This window comes from Chitinophaga niabensis (genome assembly GCF_900129465.1).
Taxonomy (GTDB): Bacteria; Bacteroidota; Bacteroidia; order Chitinophagales; family Chitinophagaceae; genus Chitinophaga; species Chitinophaga niabensis.
The window spans coordinates 2,598,446-2,619,128 of sequence record NZ_FSRA01000002.1 but is presented as its reverse complement, the minus strand read 5'-3'; the positions used below and the strand labels follow the sequence as shown (position 1 = coordinate 2,619,128).

The following is a 20,683-nucleotide window of genomic DNA, read 5'->3' as shown; positions in this document are numbered from 1 at the left end:
TATTATTCAGGCTATTTGTATATTTCGTGTTTACTATCGACACACATTTAAAAAATTATTAATCAATGTCTCAAAAAATCAAAGTAGCAAACCCTGTGGTTGAGCTGGATGGCGACGAAATGACGCGGATCATCTGGAAGTTCATTAAAGACAAACTGATCCTCCCCTACCTGGAGTTAGATATAAAATATTATGACCTTGGCATGGAATACCGTGACCAGACAAATGACCAGGTTACGATCGATGCGGCCAATGCTATCAAACAATATAACGTTGGTATCAAATGCGCTACCATTACGCCGGACGAAGAACGCGTAAAGGAGTTCAAGCTGAAACAAATGTGGAAATCACCCAACGGAACCATCCGTAACATCCTGGATGGTACTGTATTCCGTGAGCCTATCGTGATGAAGAACGTTCCACGTTTAGTGCCTAACTGGACCGCTCCTATCTGTATCGGCCGTCACGCTTTTGGTGATCAGTATCGTGCAACCGATTTCGTAGTGAAAGGTAAAGGTAAACTCACCATCAAATTTGAAGGCGAGAACGGTGAAGTGATAGAACATGAAGTATACCAGTTCAAAGGTGATGGCGTTGCACTCGCTATGTACAACACCGATGAATCTATCCGTGGTTTTGCACGTGCATGTTTCAACCAGGCCCTCATCAAAAAATGGCCTTTGTACCTGAGTACCAAGAACACCATCCTGAAGAAATATGATGGTCGTTTTAAAGATATCTTCGAAGAAACTTACCAGCAAGAGTTCAAAGCTGAATTCGATAAAGCCGGTCTTACTTACGAGCACCGCCTGATAGATGACATGGTAGCCAGCGCACTGAAATGGCATGGTAACTTCGTTTGGGCTTGTAAGAACTATGATGGTGACGTACAGTCTGACACCGTAGCACAAGGTTTTGGTTCCCTGGGCCTGATGACCTCTACCCTGGTGACGCCTGATGGTAAAACCATGGAAGCAGAAGCAGCACATGGTACTGTAACCCGCCACTATCGTGATCACCAGGCTGGCAAACCAACTTCTACCAATCCCATCGCTTCCATCTTTGCATGGACACGCGGCCTGGAATTCCGTGGTAAGCTGGATAACAACCAGGACCTGATCAACTTCTGCCAGTCTCTCGAACAGGTTTGCATCGAAGTGGTAGAAAGCGGTAAAATGACGAAGGACCTCGCAGTATGTATCCATGGTAACAAAGTGGAACATGGCAAACATTACCTCTACACAGAGGAATTCCTGGAGGAACTGGATAAAGCACTGAAAGTGAAGCTGAACAAATAAGGCTTTGACCGATAATCACAAAGTCCCGCAGGAATTGCGGGACTTTTTTTATTTTACGGGAGTAAATCAAACCAACAAACATTAAAATGAGACTATCATCTATCCTCCCCGGCCTACTGTTGTTACCCGCTTTGGCCGGCGCACAAACTAATTATACCATTAAAGGCAAGGTTGGGCAACTCAACACCCCTATCAAGGCTTATCTCCGTTATGCGGCAGATGGTAAACAGGTAACGGATTCCGCTACGCTCACAAATGGTTCCTTTGAGTTCGCAGGCACGGTGAAAGAACCTACCAGGGCTACGGTATCCTTATATTATGGCCCTACTGCTTCCCGCTTTGTGAACGGTACAGAAAGGGTTAAAGTATACCTGGAAAATGGTACGATCTCTGTTGAGAGCGCGGATTCTATCAAATTCGCTAAAGTGAAAGGCGGTATTGCCAACCAGGAAAGTAATGACCTGGATGTTTTGCTGAAGCCATTGGAGAAACGCAACGCCGATCTGATGGAGCTTTGGATGAGCAAATCAGAAGCTGAACGCAAAGATTCTGTGTTCTATGCAGGCGTGATGGCTACTAACGATGCTATCGTCAAAGACCGCAAAGAAGTGCTGAAGAAGTTCATTGCTTCCAAACCTAGGTCTGTTCTTGGCCTGGAGGCTTTACAGGAATATGCTGGTTCTTTCCCTGATTATGAGGAAATAAAACCGCTCTTTAATACTTTGGCTGCGAATGTGCAAAAAAGTGAGGCGGGTGTGAAGTATGCAGAACGGCTGGAGCGGGTGAAGGCTGTGGCTATTGGGGCTATCGCACCTGGTTTTACACAGAACGATCCAGAAGGCAAACCGGTTTCCCTGGCTTCTTTCAGAGGTAAATATGTGTTGATCGATTTCTGGGCTTCCTGGTGTGGTCCTTGCCGTGCAGAGAACCCTTCTGTAGTGAAAGCGTATAATGCTTATAAAGACAAGAACTTTACAGTGCTGGGTGTTTCACTTGATCAGGAAGGTGCGCACGATAAATGGGTAAAAGCGATCGCAGATGATAACCTGACCTGGACGCAGGTATCTGATCTGGCTTTCTGGAAGAATGCAGTGGCGCAGCAATATGCGGTGAATTCTATTCCTCAGAACTTCCTGCTGGACCCTAACGGGAAGATCATTGCCAAGAACCTTCGTGGTAAGAAGCTGGAGGATAAACTGGCTGAGGTGATCAAATAATATTGGTTTATTTTTTTTGAAGAAAGAGTGCCTGAGAGGGTGCTCTTTTTTTTTGAACTCTTAATTATTCCGCCGCTCCCAATAAGCATAAAAAAAATTCGACCGAAAAAACTAGCCCAGTGGTTATAAGAGGCAATAGGGAACAGTTTTCGGACGAATTTTTTTTATGCTTATTTCCGCTGGTGGGCTTTGGGGTGGGGTTCAGGTCTTTTCTTTCATATCAATAATAGCCTTACACAACGCGTTGGTGACTGGATATTAAGCTAAGACTGACTAAAATAAAATCTTACTTATTATGTTTTCATGACGATGGTACAGATATTGCCGGCAACGTCATGTACCTGTACGGTGAAGGTTTTTTCTTTCAGGGGGGATTCCCAGTGGGTGTTCTTTTGTATTGCTTTCGCAGTTCCTATGGTTACTTTTTCTACGCGGTGTTTTCCTTTTGTTTTAACGATTACGGTTTGATCTTTTATGGTGACGGTTACTTCCGGTTTGTTGTAAGCGTCCTGGAAGGCGGCGTTGAAGGCTGTTTGCGTGGGTTTGGCAATGGATTGGTAGTAGGCTTTCTTTTCGGGGTCTTTGATGGCAGCTTTAGCGAAATCGTTGGCCCTTTTGAAGCGCTCCTGGTTGGCCAGCTGTTTGGCGGTTTTGGGAGGGTACTTGCAGGGGGGCTTGCACATCACGGTTTTGCCATTCCGCTGGCGGAAGACGATCTGGTCCGCGAACATGCCGCTTGCCCCGCGGATAATGACGTTATGTTCAGATACTGCCATACTGCTAAGATAAGACAAAGATGGCATATAGCAATACCTATCTTAAGCCTATGTCAAGCGAATATCAAATATAGGAGGACTATAAGATCTCCCTGCTCAACCCAAACTTATTAGTCTACTAGTTTGGTAGATTAATATCCCTTTTATATCTTTGTACTGCCACCAGGAACAAACCAACCATTTTTTCAAATCTCTATCATGAAAACGACATCTTTTCTACCGGCACTGCTATTGCTCCCGGTGCTGGCGAGCGCACAACAGGAATTTACCCTTAAAGGAAAAATCGGGGAACTGAACACACCAGCCAAGATCTATCTTCAGTATTCAGTGGACGGTACACAAAAACTGGATTCCTCTGCTCTTACCAATGGTTCTTTTAGCTTCAAAGGCGATGTTGCCAACCCCGTGAAAGGATATATCAGGGTCAATTATAATCCTGCTATCCCTAAGGGTTACACTCAGTACGACCTTCTTTCTGTTTACCTGGAAAAAGGTACTATCATCGTAAACAGTAAAGATTCATTGCAACATGCTGTCGTAAAAGGGCCGCAGTTGAATAAAGACAACCAGCAACTGGAGGCTGATCTTAAATCTGTGAATACAAAGCAGCGAGCCCTTACGGACAACTATTATTCCCAATCGACGGAAAAAAGGAAAGATTCTGTAGCAGCTGCCGCTTTTAAAACTTCCTATGAAGAGCTGGGAGATGAAAGGAAAAAAGTATTACGCACCTTTATTGACAAACATCCCAAATCCCTTGTAGCGCTGGACGCACTACGGTCATGGGCAGGTTATGCATTTGATCCTGAACAGGCAGAGGCTGTATTTAATACACTGGATGCCAGTGTAAGAAACAGTGTGGATGGGGTGAAATACCTGGAAAGGATCCAAAGAGTGAAAGCCACACAGATCGGGCAGATAGCACCGGACTTTATACAAAATGATACGACTGGTAACCCTGTGAAGCTTACTTCTTTCAGAGGTAAATATCTGCTGATTGATTTCTGGGCATCCTGGTGCGGTCCATGCCGTGCGGAGAATCCTGCGGTTGTGAAAGCGTATCATGAATATAAGGATAAAAACTTCACCATCCTGGGTGTATCATTAGACCAGCCAGGCGCTAAAGACAAATGGCTGAAAGCTATTGCAGATGATAAACTGGCCTGGACACAGGTGTCAGACCTGGCCTTCTGGAAGAATGCCGTAGCACAGCAATATGCGATCAATGCCATTCCCCAGAACTTCCTGCTGGACCCTTCAGGAAAGATCATTGCTAAAAACCTCAGAGGCGAAGAGTTGAGCAAAAAGCTCGCGGAAGTTATTCACTAAGGATCAGAAATTATTCAACAGGCTGATCCTGTATTGCAGAACACCCGTAGCAATGCGCCAACGCTGCAATCCGTCAACGCTACTTTGAAGAGCGCTTATGTAACAGTCCACCAATGTTACCTGCAATTATAGAGCACTTGTAACGGCCCATCAACGTTACCTGTCATCCTATTGCCCAATCCGTAATTTATCTAACCAACCAATCATTTTACTATGCCGAGATCTACACGCCAGCCCGTCGCGATATTTTCGCGGCGGAGCATCCCGCTACTCCTTTCATTTTTCTTCCTGTCCATCTGCACACTCAGTGCCAACGACTCTACCAGGATCAATATCCGGGGGCAGGTGATCGATTCAAACGGGGCACTTATCAGCGGGGCCTCCATTCTCATCCAGGGTTCCAAACAGGCCACTACTACAGACGATAAGGGTCAATTCAAACTCAACAATGTGCCCTCCGATGCTGTACTTGCTATTTCCAGCATTGGGTTCAAACCCTTACAGCAAGCGGTTCAACATCAGACCTTTTTCTTTATCACTTTACAGGCCGCTGTGCGCAATATCCAGGACGTAACTGTGGTGAGCACCGGCTACCAGACCATTTCACGGGAACGTGCTACAGGCTCCTATTCTGTGGTGAACCCGGTGCGCCTGGAAGGCAAACTAAAACCTGATCTTAAAACCAACCTGGAAGGACAGGCTGCCGGCGTAGTACTCACCAAAGAAGGTGCCATTGAAATAAGAGGTGTTTCTACTTTTGTAGCCAATAAAGAACCATTGATAGTTGTGGATGGATTCCAGATCACTGGCGGCCTGGAAAGCATCAACCAGGATAATATCGAAACATTAACGATCTTAAAAGATGCGGTAGCTGCATCAATCTATGGATCCAAATCGTCCAATGGCGTGATTGTGATCACTACTAAAAAAGGCCGAGCCGGCTCTTTGCAGATCGGCTATAAGGGATCTTACGGCACAGTATTGAAACCTAAACTGTCTTATTTGCACAGAGCAAATTCTGCTGATTATATTGATGCGGAAATTGAACTGTACAATCAGAATGCCAACAGCCTGCTCACTACTTATAATAACTACGGCGCCACTTCCCGTGTGAATTACCTGCTGATCGCTAAATCGCAGGGATGGATCACGGCAAAAGCTGCCGATGATGAGATCGCGCAGTTGAAAACGAATGATGGAATAGGGCAGATAGAAAAATATATCTTCAGGAACCAGCAGGTACAGCAACATAACATTTCGCTGAATGCCGGAACGGAAACCAGCAGATTAAATGCTGCCATCAAATTTATTGGTAATCAGAACAACACCATACAAAATGAAGATTCACGGTTGATCGTGGATATCAGCAATGACTGGAAACCTAATAAATATGTTTCCTTCAGCCTGTTCTCCAATGTGAATTATTCCAGAACTGCGGCACCTGTGCGTTCATGGAAAGAATTTGTGAGCTATACTTCCACTTCTCTCCTGCAACCATATGATCTTATTGTAAACCCTGCCACCGGTCAGCCCCAGGCAGTAGATGCAGTGAATGGTAAAAAGATAGACCGCTATAAAGCCATTCCCGGCCTGAAATCCCTTGAGTATAATCCCATCCTCGACCTGGCTGAAGAAACGGATAAATCACAAAACCTGCAATTACGTTTTGGCGGTAATATCAGCGTGAACATATTACCTGGCCTCACGGGAGATGCAGGTGGTTCATGGACAAGGGGAAATACCGTAAGCAGGCAAACCTATTCAAAGAATGCATTCCGTGTAAGGTCTGCTTTCAACGATGCCACTTCTGTTACCAATACAGCTAAACATTACATCCCGGAAGGAGGATTTTTGAATGAGGCACGTAACATCAATGAAAGTTATACTTTCAGGGCACAGCTGAACTACAACAAAGTATTATTCAGCAAACACCGCATCTCTGTGATCGGCGGTTATGAGATAAGTAAAGATACCTATGAGAATAATGCTTATCCTACCCGCTTCGGGCACGATGACCAGGCTGGTATATTCAGTACTTTTAATTATACGGATTACAATGCGGGTGCCTATAACAGTGATATGCTGTTTTCCGGCGGAAGGCCATCTGCCAGTATCGGTAGTTTCGGCTTCAGGGATAACCGTTTTGTATCCTGGTATGCCAATGGTTCCTATGAATATAATAACCGGTTCATTGTAAGCGGTAGTATCCGGCTGGACCAGACCAACTTTTTCGGCACTGATCCTAAATACCGCTACAAACCTTTATGGTCTGTGGGTGGTACCTATAAACTTTCCAATGAAAGGTTCTTTGATGTTTCCTGGATCGATAAATTATACCTGAGAGGCTCTTATGGTTTTAATGGAAATATCTCTCTTACTTCAGGCCCTTTCCTGATCATTTCCCCGGGTTCTTATTCTGCTTTAACAGGCGATATCTCTTATGGTATTTCCTCCCCTCCTAACAATTCCCTGCGTTGGGAGAAAACAAAGATCACCAATATCGGTACAGACATTGCCTTGTTGAATAACCGGGTGAACCTTACCATAGACTATTATCTCAAGAACAGCGTGGACCTGTTAGCCAGTGACGCCATCGATCCTTCTTTAGGATTTACTTCCCTCACCAAAAATGTGGGCCGTGTAAGAAATAACGGGATTGAATTAGGTATAGATGCAGATGTGATCCGTACGAAGGATTTCTCCTGGAACGTATTTGCCAATTACAGCTTTAATCAGAATAAAGTACTTACCTACAATATCAACTATCAATATACCAGCACAGCTACCAATGGCGCTATCAAAAGAGAAGGTTATCCGCTGGATGCCATTTTTGCCTATCGTTTTGCAGGTTTGGACAATAACGGTATAGCGCAGTTCTATACAGAAAAGGGAACAAAAGTAGTAGGTGGAAGTGTAGCCGTGAATGATCTTGTATATGGTGGTACGCTGCGACCCAAACATGTGATCAATGTTACCAATTCTTTCCGCTATAAAGATCTTGACCTGTCTTTTATGATCATTGCAAAATTGGGTCATGTGCTAAGGAAGGATGTATTCTCCGGCTCCAATTACATCAACCGGTATGTAGCCAACAGATGGCGTAAACCAGGAGATGAAAAGACAACCATTTATCCGCTGTTAAGTTCCTGGAACATGGATATGTTCTATTATCCCTATTCCGATACCTTCCTTGAAAGTGCCAATTACCTGAAGTTAAGGGATGTTACATTATCCTATCAGCTGAACAGGAGTTTAGTGAAACGGGCAGGACTCGGCTCTGTGAAACTTTACCTTCAGGGCAGGAACCTCATCACGGTGGTAGCTAACAGCCAGGGGCTTGATCCGGAAATATCTGAGATCAATACTACAGGTGGTACAGGCGCTTTCACAGAACAGGGATTTACTTCCCTCCCATTAAGGCCTGAACTGTATGCCGGTTTATCATTTACTTTCTAACCAACCAATACGAGATCATGAAATTCTTATATACTGCTGCTTTAACTGTACTGTTATTCAGCTCCTGTGACAAGTACCTGGATGTAAAACCAAAGGGGAAACTGATCCCTTCTACGGTTGCGGACTTTGATCACCTGCTGGACAATGTGAATATTGTTCAATTTACTTTCCTCGATAATAATACCGGCTGTATGCTGGCCTACCTTACAGATAATGTGGAACTTTCCGAAGGCCTGGGCAAGATCAGTTACCTCGCTAATAACCATCCTAACCTGGACCGTTATTACGCATACATTTTCCGCCAACCCTTCAAGAATCCCAACACCTCTGATTATTTCTGGGATTGGGGTACTTACCGCGCCGCGGCTTATTTCAACAATGTAATAGAAGGTGTTCGTGCTTCTATTACAGCAGATACAGAAACATATGGCAAGGAAGTGATTGCACAGGCATTGGTAGGAAGAGCATGGGCTTATTTCAATACTACTTTGGTATATGGCCCGGTTTATCAGCCGGGAGGTAAAAATGAGACCAAGACCATTCCTTATGTAACTGGTATTGACGCAGCAGGGAAAGCACCAGACCTTTCCACACAGGCTGAAACATTTACCCGTGTATTGCAGGACCTCTATGATGCATTACCCAACGTTCCGTTGAAAACCAATTATCCATCGCGCCCTAATAAAACTGCGGCTTATGCATTACTGGCCAATATCCATTTGTTCACACAGAAATACGACAGTGTTGCCTACTATGCCAATCTTGCCTGGACGGCTGCTATTGCAGGCGGAGAAGATAAAGTGTTGTATGATTACAATACTTTTTCCTGGAAAGACCCTGCCAACCTGATCAACAGCGGCATCAACGCAGGCGACAATTTCTTCACACAACCCAATAGCAAAGAGATCCTGCTTTTCAGAAGTGCAGATGCAGGTACAGGCAGAACAGGCAGTGCTTATCCTTCTGCGGAACTGATTGCATTACATGATCAGCAGAACGATCTTCGTTATACTTATTTCTATCTCCCTGCGCCTGGCTATAAAGCTACCTTCAATGGGGTGACCTATGATGATGGTACGCGCGTGCAGAATTTCCGCGGTTCTAAAAGCCAGATCACATCCGGGATCACTTACCCTGAAGTATTGCTGCTGCGTGCTGAAGGATATGCACGTACAAATAAACCAGCACAGGCCATTGCTGATCTGAACACCCTGCGCAGGTATCGTTACAAAACTGGTACGCCTCAGTTGTCTGACGCAGGTTTAAGTGCTGACCAGGTGATACAGGCAGTACTGGATGAGAGAAGACGTGAACTGCCAATAGGTTCCATTAAACGTTTCCTCGATCTGAAGAGGTTTTCGCTCGAGGCAGGCAAACCATGGAGCAAAACAAAGATCGTACATAAAATAGGGACTGAAAGTTTTGAAGGAACGGTGAACTCCGGCACTTTCATTTTACCTATCTCTAATGTTATCCTGAAATTCAATCCCAACTGGGGTATTCCTTTGGACACCAGGCCTTTCTAACCTTTCTATTTTTAAAGCCGAAAAAAGAGGCTGTTTCCTGTAATGGGAGGCAGCCTTCTTTCTTTATGAAAATGGTATCGCAGGAAGCGAATATGGTATTAACATGGCTGAGATAATATCTCTATTTTTTGGGATATTAAAATTCCACTTATGAAAAAATCTACACTCAAAGGATTTTTGGCCGGGCTTCTCTTGCCCTTTTTGCTCGCTGTTAGCCACAGCACACAGGCACAATTAATTTCCATGGAAAATGGAAGGTTGGTCTATAAAAAATATGCCAACCAGGGACAGACCGATACGGTCAACCAGATACCTGACTTTTCAAATGCAGGGTATCGCGGTGGCGGGGTCCGCATTCCGGTATGGAGTGTTTCAGACAGTATCTCCCCTGTTGAAGGAGATAATCGCGCACATATCCAGGCAGCGATCGACAGGGTATCTGCATTGCCTTTACAAGCTAACGGGCATCGCGGAGTGTTGTTACTGAAGGCCGGGGTATATCCTGTGGAAGGCTCCATTTTCATTAAGGCCAGCGGGGTTGTTCTGCGGGGAGCAGGAAACGGGGTAAACGGAACGGTGATCATTGCCACACAGAAAACACAGCATGACCTCATCAAAGTACAGGGTGCCGGTAGTGGGTATGGAGAAGTGAGCGGCAGCAAATTCCGCATTACTTCTTCCTATGTGCCTACCGGTAGTAAAACTTTTGATGTGGCTGCCAATCACACTTTCCATGCAGGTGATAAAGTAGTGGTACAGAAAACGCCCAACGATCTCTGGATCGATACACTGGATATGCGCCAGTATGGATGGACGGCTTCAGGGTATAAAACTACTTATGAGCGAACCATTACTGCGGTTAGCGGATCTACCATCACCATTGACATTCCTATCGTAGATCCCATTGAAACTACCCTGGGTGGTGGTGAGGTTTATCGTTCCAATATTACAGGCAGGATCAGTGAATGTGGCCTGGAGCAAATGCGGATAGAGTCTTATTTTCAGAATGATGAAGATGAAAGCCATGGCTGGTATGCAATTGTTTTTACCCGTACGGAAAACAGCTGGATCAAACATGTGACCGGCAAGTACTTTGGCAATGGGTTGGTGAGCCTTAGTAATATGAGCCGTTTTAATACGGTGGAAGATTGTGCAATGATTGATCCAAAATCCATTACTACCGGCGGAAGGAAATATTCCTTTAACCTGGATGGCAATGCTACCAGTAACTTATACCAACGTTGCATTACCTGGGGAGGACGTCACGACCTGGTGAGCGGTTCCAAAGTTCCCGGGCCGAATGTATTCCTGGATTGCAGTTCTGAAAATACAAAGGCTGATATAGGGCCGCATCACAGATGGTCTACCGGGCAGTTGTATGATAATATCTATGGCGGACAGATCAGGGTGCAGAACCGCGGTGCATCAGGAACAGGGCATGGATGGTCTGGCGCACAGACCTTGTTCTGGAATGCTTATTCCTACACGAGCGATATTCTCGTGTCCAGTCCTTTTGGTGCGAGGAACTGGGGCATCGGTAACATCGGTAAAAAGCAAAGTGGCAATGGGTATTGGGAAAGCTGGGGCACACATGTAATACCCAGAAGTCTTTACCTGCAACAGTTACAGGAGCGTCTTGGAGATTCTGCGGTGGCCAATATTGCCATTCCCAAACAGCTGCTTGCACCGCTGTGGGATTCATTGCGCGCACGCGGACAAAGTATCCTTGCGGAACCTCAGGTGCGGTATGGTGCAGATACAGTTATTGCTTCTCTTGACCTCACTGACAATGGTGGTGTTATTACAGGGCAATATCCCAATACTTCCAAACCTACTGAGAATTTTACCAGTCTGATAGATAACAATACCAGTACCAAATATTATATCAGCGGAAGGAAAGCATTGTGGGTGCAATATGCTTCTACGCAGCCGGGGATTGTTACGCGTTATACTTTAACATCAGGCAATGATGTTCCGGAGCGTGATCCCAGGAACTGGAACCTTGTTGGTTCTAACGACGGCGTAACCTGGGCATTGATCGATAGCCAGATCAATCAAAGCTTTGCTACGAGAAAGCTGACGAGAACATTTTCTGTTGATAGTAATACTATCGCTTATCGTTATTATAGATTGAATGTTACAGCCAATAATGGGCATACGGGTACGCAGTTTTCAGAGTGGGAATTGTTTGAGCGCCGTCACCAATCTGTATCTTTTAATGAAGTGCCGGACATCACTTATGGCGATGAACCATTGGAACTTTTTGGGGCAGTAAGTACATCTGGGTTGCCGGTTACTTTAGAAGTGATCTCCGGGCCGGGTACATTAACAGATTCTGCTTTGCATTTTACAGGTGCAGGAACGATTGTGATCAGGGCTACACAGGCGGGGTCAACAGATTATTTCCCGGCTACAGCGGAGATCTCTATAAACGTTGCTAAAGCTTCACAGGAGCTCAGTTTTGAGGCGGTGCCTGAGAAGACTTTCGGGGATAGCGCTTTTGTGTTGCATGCCAGCTCTGATGCCGGTTTACCGGTAAGGTTCGAGTTAGTCAGCGGGCCGGGTGTATTGGCAGATTCACTGGTAACGATCACCGGAGCAGGGACCATCATTGTAAGAGCAATACAGGCCGGGAATGAGAATTATGATCCGGCTGCTGCTGAGCAAACTATTATAGTGCATAAAGCACAACAGACAATTGACTTCGGCGCTATTGCTGCAAAAGTAAAAGGGCAAACGGTGAACCTTACTGCCACGGCTTCTTCCGGTTTACCGGTTGGGTTCTCTATTGTATCAGGAAATGGGAACCTCAATGGCAATATGTTAAAGTTAAACTATGAAGGTTTGATCACCATCCAGGCTGATCAGGCAGGTAATGATAACTATGAGGCCGCCGCCCCTGTTCCACAACAAATACTTGTATTAGGGCTTGGCACCTTGATCCCGGAGATCAGGGCAACAGTGTACCCGAACCCCACATCAGGGCAGTTCAAAGTAAAACTGGAAAATGCACCGGCACGGCCGCATACTTTTATGGTGGTTGACTATCGCGGAAATGTTGTATTGTCTACTGTAGCTACGCCGAATGATGCTAAATATTTCGAAGTAAGCCTCAATATCAGTTCTTCAATAGATGGCATTTATTATCTGCATGTATTGGAAGGAACACGTAATGCATTGCGGGTGATTGTGAAGTATTAAGAGGAGCAATGTTATATTAAAGCCCTCAGGAAACATGTTTTCCTGAGGGCTTTCTTTATATTTGATGATGGAATTCTGGGAATCAGCTTTTAACGAAAAACAGGAAATGTGGGGCTTAGAGCCGGCAAAGTCTGCTGTATTAACGAAGGATCTTTTTGTTCAGCACGCTGTGCGTACGGTGCTTATTCCTGGCATTGGCTATGGGCGGAACGCTAAGATCTTCGTGGATAGCGGCATGGAAGTAACGGGGATTGAAATCTCCAAAACTGCTATTGAAATGGCGAGGAAACATTATGGCCAGGATATGGTGATCCATCATGGGTCTGTAACTGATATGCCATTTGACAATAACCTGTATGACGGGATCTTTTGTTATGCTTTGATACATCTGCTGGATAGTAATGAAAGGGCGAAATTGATCCGTGATTGCTATCATCAACTGTCCGAAGGCGGGTATATGGTATTTACGGTTATTACAAAGGAAGCGCAGACCTATGGGCAGGGAACATTAATAAGCAAGGACCGTTATGAGATGTTCGGTGGTGTTAAGATGTTCTTTTACGACAGGGAATCCATTCATGCGGAGTTTGACCAGGCTGGATTGCTTGAGATCACTGAGGTTACCGAAAACTATCCTTTCTTTCTGATCAAATGCAGGAAATAAAATAAAGATATGGCAAAAAAGACACTCACTGACGCCGTAGCACCCTTAATTAATTATTTTGATGACCTTCTTCCGCTCAATAAAATGGAAAAGGACCTTGTACGGGAAAAGTTCCAGCACCGTCTTTTCCGGAAAAGGCAATACGTGTTGCAGGAGGACGAGATCTGCACACACTTCAACTTTGTTGTTCGTGGATGTTTAAGGATGTACAAAATAGATGATAACGGCGTCATCCATATACTGCAATTTGCCATTGAGGATCATTGGATCAGTGACCTGGGAAGTTTTCATGGCCTGCAACCTTCAGCGCTGAACATTGATGCCGTGGAAGACACGGTTGTGCTGCAGATCAGCCGCGATGATCTCATTACTTTATATACATCCGCACCAAAGTTTGACCGTATCTTCCGGGTTTTAATAGAGAACAGTTTTGTAAGGCTGCAACAGCGCTTACTGCAAAATATCAGTTCAACGGCTGAAGAACGTTATCAATCGTTCCTGGACAGCTATCCCCATCTGGCAGGCAGGCTCTCACAGATCCAAATAGCCGCGTTCCTGGGTATCACACCAGAGTTCCTGAGCAGGCTCAAAGGCAGGAAAACAACCAAAAAACTGCCAAAATCTTAAACCAGATCAAGAATATTTCTTAAACCAGGTCATTGGCCGGACATGCCTTTCTGTTGGAAATTTGCATTATAAATTATTCAACAGAAAAACACAAAATATGTCACAGTCCATTTCAAAAGTTGCAGTTATCGGTTTAGGAAATATTGGTACGGTAGTAGCTGCCAATCTCGTAAAAGGAAACCGTTCCGTAATTATTGCTGACCGTAAACCAGAGAGATCGCAGGCGCTGGCTGCTGAATTAGGCGCGCTTGCTCAATCAAGGGACATTCAGGCAGCGATCAAAGAAGCGGATATTATAGTTCTGGCTGTTTGGTTTAATACTATCAAAGAACTGCTTGAAAAATATGCTGCTGAATTTGAAGGTAAGATAATCGTGGACCCTTCTAACCCAATTGCTCCGGACGACAATGGCGGGTTTAAGAAAATTATTGATGCCAACCAGTCCGCCGGCCAGATCAACAAAGCTATCCTTCCTAAAAATGCGAAACTGGTGAAGGCCTTGGGTACTTTAGGCGTTGCCACCCTGGAGAGTGCAGCTTTCCAACAGCCTGAACGATCTGTGCTGTTTTATGCTACTGACAACAGCAGTATCAACGGCACCGTTGAAGAACTGATTAAAGACAGCGGTTTTGATCCTATTCGTATTGGAGGTCTGGACCAATCTATCCGTATTGAAGTGTTTGGTGATCTGCATGAATTTGGCGCGTTGGGAAAAACGGTGACCCTTGCAGCGGCACAATCGAAATTATAAAATATAGAAGTAAAGGTTGAAAACTGATCGCTATTGATCAGCTTTCCTTTTTGAGAACTGCAGCCACTAAGTTCAGCGTGTGCGTATGTTTCCTTTTTGAGGAAAGCCCTTCTTTCCTCAAAAGAATTCCCTCCGTACAAATGTGCGACGCAACGGCAGCTTAATTAATAAGCTGCCGTTTGGCCCAATATCTTATTTAGCCGTAAAGTATTTCATCAGTGTTTTATCCTCTCCGTAAATGTCTTCGTAGAACTGCATTTTGTGGTTACGCAATTCGGCTGTGAAGTAACGGATATAGATGGGGATCCTTTCTGTGAGATTGTATTGTTTCTTTTCCTCACGCACCAGCCAGGTACGCACACTATCACGGATATAAGGTTTGGGATCATGGCGGACCATATACATGGCCAGGCTATCCCATTGTTGCACACGTACGCAGCCATGGCTGAGTGCGCGGTTGGAATTGCTGAAAAGGCTCCGGTTATTGGTGTCGTGGAGGTATACGCTGAACTTGTTGCTGAAGTTGAACTTCATGATGCCGAGGGAATTATCCAGGCCATCCATCTGCCGTAACACATAAGGGAAGTAATTCCTTCCAAGTTTAGACCAGTTAATGGAATCGGGGCTGATCACATTGCCCTGATGATCTACCACTTCCAGGTTCTTTTCTGCGAGGTAGTTTACATTTTTCCTGATCTGTGGCAGCATTTCCTTGAACACAATGCTGTAGGGCACCCGCCAGTAAGGATACAACACAAAGTTGGTCATTACGGAATTCAATACGGGTGTGCGTGTACGGGGATTACCTACTATCACGCGGGATTCTACAGCCGAATCACCATTTTCGTATACGTTTAAACGGAAGGCAGGGATATTTACCATCAGGTAACGCAGCGGCAAAGTATCCGGTAGTTTGCGCCAGCGGTCTAAGTTGATGGCGGCTTGCAGGAGCCAGTCTTCCGGCTGTTTATTGAGTACCTGGATAGTACGTTTTCCGGCCACGCCATCCGGGTAGATATTGAATTCATTCTGGAATGCTTTTACGGCTTTTCTCAGTGCGAGGGAATCTGTTAATCCTACACCCGTAGTATCCAGGTGCCCGCTTTGTAATAAGCGCAGACCTAACTGATGCCGAAACTGCAGTGTATCTGTGTATGCCTGTGGCAAGGTATCCCAGTGGCGGTTGCCGTAATGTTGTTTATATAATTGTATGCCTTCTTTGAGAGCAGTATAACCAGGGTGGATAGGTTCCTGCTGTGCAAGCACAGACGTTACATTCCCTCTTGAAAGGGCTTCCTGTAAAAGACCAGCCAGTACCGTATCAGAAAGAAGGGAATCTTTGCGGAGGGTGATGCTATCCCGGGGAGCAATACCGTAATGTAACTGGTAAGCCATCCTAAGGAATGCATCTGTTAGGAATACATCCATTTTTGCCCAGAGGGCGGCATCCCGTTTTTCGTTCTTTAATCGTGCTGATGAGGTGCGGAGGGGATCTGCATGGTAATGGGCTTTTACCAGGCCGTAATCATCGGCCGTGTTGATGAGCTGCAACATAGAAGACACCGCGGCATTCGCTCTGCCGTCTTTGGACCATTTTGCGGCTCCATTGTTCTGCTGGTAAACGTATTGGAGGGCGGAGAGGCGGAAAACAGCTATACTGTCCTCCATAGCCCCATCGTTGCCTGCAATATATTCCAGTCGCTCTGCTATTTGCTCTGGCACCACTTCATCCAGCTGCCGCAGGTCTTTTACGATCTCCTGTTGCCGGGGTTGCCCCTTTTTACGGCCACAGGCGGCTACTGCTAAGATGAGGAGTAATATCCAGCCCTTCGAAAGATACTTCATCACAGCTAAAGTAGGATAAATTGCAAAAACTGTGTTGAAATTAATGTGGGATTTTATATTAACTTATTTATGTATGGCAGGACTGATCCTTAAATAGATCTGTGCACTGAGCGGGTTCTTTCCGTAAATGCCATACAAGGCTTTATCTTCCACATTCACCGTACCCTGCACACCTAATGCCAGATTGGTTTTCCAGGCGGTTGCCAGGGTCCTTGCATAACCTAACGTGAAGGCGTGAACGTTAAATTTTGCTTCGCCGAAAGTATCTTCCAGCTGGAGTTCGTGGGTGGATTTTTCTACAAATTCATATCGGCCATATATGGCATTTTTTTGTAGTTGGAGATTGGATTCTGCGAGGAAGGAATGTTCCTTATGCCCATGGTCACGGGTGTTTAACCCCCATACGGCGGAGGAAGCAATAAAACTACCCTGTTTGTGCAAGGGCACTGTATGAATAACAGATGCTGTGGTGCGGGTTACATCCTCATCCGGCTCCAGTGCTTCGGGGCTGTGTACAAAGGCTTGTGAGAATTGTAAGGCCCATGCTTTACCAGGATTATAGCTTACGCGGTAAGCATAACTGTCGAATAAAGGTTTATCAAAATTGTAGCGGTCTTCATCCGGTTCGCGGCCTGCAAAAGAAGAGAACTCTGCTTTTACCTGTTTGTAACGGAAACCCACTGTTCCCACACCGAATGTAATATGTGTGGCATCCTGCCAGTGATGGCCTAAAGGGGCATCGGGATTATTCATGGCAGATACACGGTGCATAAAAGCAGGGGCGCTGATGGTTGGTTCTCCGGGATATCCTATATAACCATATACATCCATGTTTTTGTTAATGGCGTATGTGTAACCTACGCTGATGGCGGCAAACATATCGTGCGGATGCTGACGGTCCACCAATGCTTTGCCCTGCCAGGTTTCGCCGGATTGGAATAGGAGCGGATAACCTTCCCCACCCATAATGGGACGGTCGAAACTCAGCATAACAGTGGCGTTGAGCAAGCCTTTCTTTCCTACCTGGTGGTTCATCATACCCATGAGCCAATTGGGGGCGTCTAATTTAGTGGCACCCCGGGAGCCTTTGGCGGTAAAATCTGTGGAGGTGTATCTTAAAAAGATGTTTCCATGCAGCATAAAACTGGTGTTGCCTTTCCCGGCCATGTACATATACATAGGGCTGTTATCCGGCAGCCAGCTGGTACCGGAGCCGTTGCGGTTCATGGGGAGATTTTTGGAATAGGCGTGGGTCATGGTGTGCATGTTATGCCCGGCATGTTCATCCTGTTTCATCATGGCAGCATGATCGTGCTGCATGGTGGTATCTTTCTTTGCAGGCATGTGATGGTCATGCTGTGCCTGTGCGCTTAATGATGTTAATAATACTAACCCGATAAGCACCTTGCAACAATCCTTTTTAACGAAGAGCGATCCAAAGAACCGGAGCACTTTCATAATAACCTTTCCCATGGGGCAAAAATACGACCATCCTGCTAACTGATTGTTATACAATTATGGCGGGCTGTTGTAAGATTATGACGATAATCATCTTTTCCTGTGATGGCACTCATCGGCCAGGGAGTTAACAGCCGTTACTTTTGGGTATGCAACAACAATGTGTCCACTGCGGGGAATTGACCATTCATGAAAAGTTCTGCTGCAACGGTTGTAAAATGGTCTATGAGCTATTACAGGAGAATGGCCTTTGTACTTACTATCAGCTGAACGACAAACCAGGTGTGGCGCAACGTACTGTTGTACGGGAAGATAAATTTGCGTTCCTGGACGATGCAAGGATCCAACAACAACTGATCCATTACCAGGATGCAGCACAAACACATATTACCTTCCACATCCCCAACATCCATTGCAGTTCCTGCCTCTGGTTGCTGGAAAACCTCCACCGGCTTGATCCGGGCATACAACAGGTGAATGTTAATTTTAGTAAAAAGGAAGCTACCGTTGTATTCTTCCAGGAACAAACGAGCTTACGAAAAGTAGCAGAACTGCTCACCAGTACAGGTTATGAGCCTTATATCAGCCTGCAGGACCTGAAAAAGAAAAAACCTCCTGTTAACCGCATGCTGATCTACCAGCTGGGTGTGGCCGGTTTCTGTTTTGCTAATATCATGCTGCTGAGCTTTCCGGAATACTTTTCAGGGGAAGGGGCCATGATGCCTGTTTTCAGGTACCTGAACCTGGTCTTATCACTTCCGGTGTTCTTCTTCAGTGCGCAGGCTTTTTACAGATCGGCCTGGAGCGGATTGAAACATGGGTTCCTGCATATAGATGCCCCGATTGTACTGGCAATTGTTGTTACGTTTGTACGCAGTGTAACGGACGTGCTTTCCGGAACCGGTGGTGGTTATTTTGATTCGATGACGGGCATTGTGCTGTTCATGCTCATCGGGCGGATCTTACAGGATAAAACTTACCAGGGTTTATCTTTTGATCGCGACTATACCGCCTATTTTCCCATAGCCGTACATGTTACCGGAAAAGGCCCGGTGCAGTTACCGGAAGTTAAAACAGGTGATACACTGCTCATCCATCACCAGGAACTGATACCGGCAGACGGTATACTGGTAAAAGGTTCCGCGGTGATCGATTATAGTTTTGTGACCGGGGAATCCATGCCGGTGGAAAAGCAGATGGGTGAGATCGTATATGCAGGTGGTAAACAACTGTCCGGCAATATAGAGGTCCTGACCATTAAAGAAGTGGCACAAAGTTACCTCACCAGTTTATGGAACAGGGAAGAACATAAGAAATCCTCCAAATCCTTTATTCATCTGCCCGGGCAATATTTTGCATGGACGGTATTATTCATTGCAGCAGTCACCGCTATTTACTGGGGCATCTATGATCAATCAAAGATCTGGCCGGCAGTTACTTCCATCCTCATTGTTGCCTGCCCCTGCGCTTTATTGCTGGCGGGATCTTTTACCAATGGGCATATATTAAGGATCCTCAGCAGAAATAAATTATACCTGCGGAACGCACAGGCCATAGAGAACCTGGCGAACGCAGATCATATTGTATTTGATAAAACAGGTACCCTCACTGGCGCTACTACCACACAGGCCGGCTGGAATGGGAGATCACTTTTATTGTCAGAAACAAAAGCCATTGCGGCTATTGCAGCACAATCACAACATCCTGCCAGCAGAGCCATCCTTGCTTATTGCGGCAAACCGGTGATCACCCATGTTGCCCGTTTTGCTGAAGATACAGGGAGAGGATTACAGGGCTGGGTACACCAAATGCATGTGCAATTAGGTAACGCAGCTTATGTAGGTGCTAAGGATACAAAGGACAGTGCGGTACATGTGAATATCAATGGTGATCATGCAGGCTATTTTATACTGGGTAATACATACAGGGAAGGCATCACGCCCATGCTGCAACAACTCCAAAAAACACATACGCTCTCCGTATTATCAGGGGATAATGCAGGAGAAGCACCACGTTTGAGGAAGATCATGGGCAAAGATGCCACCCTGCGTTTCCAACAACAGCCACATGAAAAGCTGGATTATATCATAGACTTACAGCAAAAAGGACATCATGTGCTGATGATCGGAGACGGGCTGAATGATGCAGGTGCGTTAAAACAAAGCGACATTGGTATTTCACTCACAGAGAACAGCAACAATTTCACACCTGCCAGCGATGGTATCCTGGAAGCAAAACAGTTACCGAAACTCCCCGCATTCATCCGTTTATGCAAAGCCAACAAACGGATCATTATCATCAGTTTCATTTTCTCCCTGCTCTACAACATAACGGGTTTATACTTTGCGGTACAGGGCATTTTATCACCTTTAACCGCGGCGATCTTAATGCCTGCCAGCTCCATCAGCATTGTATTACTCACCTATGGATTAAGTGAATGGGCCGGGCTCAGGTTACGGACTGATGAGTATCAGTACCGCCTTTGATTGCCATCATCAGACAGGCCACTATACCGGCTTATTTTTACATATCATA

The 20,683-nt window shown here is 45.5% G+C and carries 13 protein-coding genes; 10 read left to right on the top strand and 3 right to left on the bottom strand.

What is annotated here, in order from left to right:
- The first annotated feature begins 65 nt into the window (after positions 1-65).
- Both BUR42_RS28035 and BUR42_RS28030 read left to right on the top strand, forming a co-directional pair.
- Entirely contained in the window at positions 66-1,298 is a 1,233-nt protein-coding gene (locus BUR42_RS28035) for an NADP-dependent isocitrate dehydrogenase (RefSeq protein WP_074242836.1), read from the top strand.
- Positions 1,299-1,384: 86 nt separating this feature from the next.
- Positions 1,385-2,515 (top strand): TlpA disulfide reductase family protein, encoded by a 1,131-nt coding sequence (locus BUR42_RS28030; RefSeq protein WP_074242835.1) that lies wholly within the window; start codon positions 1,385-1,387, stop codon positions 2,513-2,515.
- 293 nt (positions 2,516-2,808) lie between these two features.
- Here the strand turns inward: BUR42_RS28030 and BUR42_RS28025 are convergent, their stop codons facing one another.
- A complete protein-coding gene (locus BUR42_RS28025; RefSeq protein ID WP_074242834.1) occupies positions 2,809-3,291 on the bottom strand; it encodes a hypothetical protein in 483 nt (160 codons plus the stop codon).
- A gap of 198 nt (positions 3,292-3,489) precedes the next feature.
- Between BUR42_RS28025 and BUR42_RS28020 the strand changes: the two genes are divergently transcribed.
- The 7 genes from BUR42_RS28020 to BUR42_RS27990 all read left to right on the top strand — a co-directional run bounded on the left by BUR42_RS28020 (position 3,490) and on the right by BUR42_RS27990 (position 14,845).
- Positions 3,490-4,620 carry a redoxin domain-containing protein gene (locus BUR42_RS28020; protein WP_074242833.1) on the top strand — a complete coding sequence of 377 codons (1,131 nt, stop codon included), beginning with the start codon at positions 3,490-3,492 and terminating at the stop codon, positions 4,618-4,620.
- A 213-nt stretch (positions 4,621-4,833) separates the two neighbouring features.
- Positions 4,834-8,076: a SusC/RagA family TonB-linked outer membrane protein gene (locus BUR42_RS28015; protein ID WP_074242832.1), complete on the top strand. Its 3,243-nt coding sequence runs from the start codon at positions 4,834-4,836 to the stop codon at positions 8,074-8,076.
- Positions 8,077-8,093: 17 nt separating this feature from the next.
- Positions 8,094-9,602, top strand: coding sequence for a RagB/SusD family nutrient uptake outer membrane protein (locus BUR42_RS28010; protein WP_074242831.1), 1,509 nt, complete (start codon positions 8,094-8,096; stop codon positions 9,600-9,602).
- 150 nt (positions 9,603-9,752) lie between these two features.
- Positions 9,753-12,803, top strand: coding sequence for a T9SS type A sorting domain-containing protein (locus tag BUR42_RS28005; RefSeq protein WP_074242830.1), 3,051 nt, complete (start codon positions 9,753-9,755; stop codon positions 12,801-12,803).
- Positions 12,804-12,870: 67 nt separating this feature from the next.
- Positions 12,871-13,467, top strand: coding sequence for a class I SAM-dependent methyltransferase (locus BUR42_RS28000; RefSeq protein WP_234979818.1), 597 nt, complete (start codon positions 12,871-12,873; stop codon positions 13,465-13,467).
- A gap of 9 nt (positions 13,468-13,476) precedes the next feature.
- Positions 13,477-14,094 carry a Crp/Fnr family transcriptional regulator gene (locus tag BUR42_RS27995; protein WP_074242828.1) on the top strand — a complete coding sequence of 206 codons (618 nt, stop codon included), beginning with the start codon at positions 13,477-13,479 and terminating at the stop codon, positions 14,092-14,094.
- Positions 14,095-14,191: 97 nt separating this feature from the next.
- The gene (locus tag BUR42_RS27990; RefSeq protein WP_074242827.1) at positions 14,192-14,845 is read left to right on the top strand and encodes an NADPH-dependent F420 reductase; all 654 of its coding nucleotides are present in this window, start codon (positions 14,192-14,194) and stop codon (positions 14,843-14,845) included.
- A 192-nt stretch (positions 14,846-15,037) separates the two neighbouring features.
- Here BUR42_RS27990 and BUR42_RS27985 read toward each other — a convergent pair whose 3' ends face one another.
- Together BUR42_RS27985 and BUR42_RS27980 are read right to left on the bottom strand one after the other, a co-directional pair.
- A complete protein-coding gene (locus BUR42_RS27985) occupies positions 15,038-16,690 on the bottom strand; it encodes a L,D-transpeptidase family protein (protein ID WP_074242826.1) in 1,653 nt (550 codons plus the stop codon).
- A 63-nt stretch (positions 16,691-16,753) separates the two neighbouring features.
- On the bottom strand, positions 16,754-18,163 hold the full coding sequence (locus BUR42_RS27980; protein ID WP_200798378.1) for a hypothetical protein: 1,410 nt from the start codon (positions 18,161-18,163) through the stop codon (positions 16,754-16,756).
- Between the two features lie 134 nt (positions 18,164-18,297).
- Here BUR42_RS27980 and BUR42_RS27975 point away from each other — a divergent pair, with 134 nt between their 5' ends.
- On the top strand, positions 18,298-20,634 hold the full coding sequence (locus BUR42_RS27975; RefSeq protein WP_074242825.1) for a heavy metal translocating P-type ATPase: 2,337 nt from the start codon (positions 18,298-18,300) through the stop codon (positions 20,632-20,634).
- Positions 20,635-20,683 lie beyond the last annotated feature (49 nt).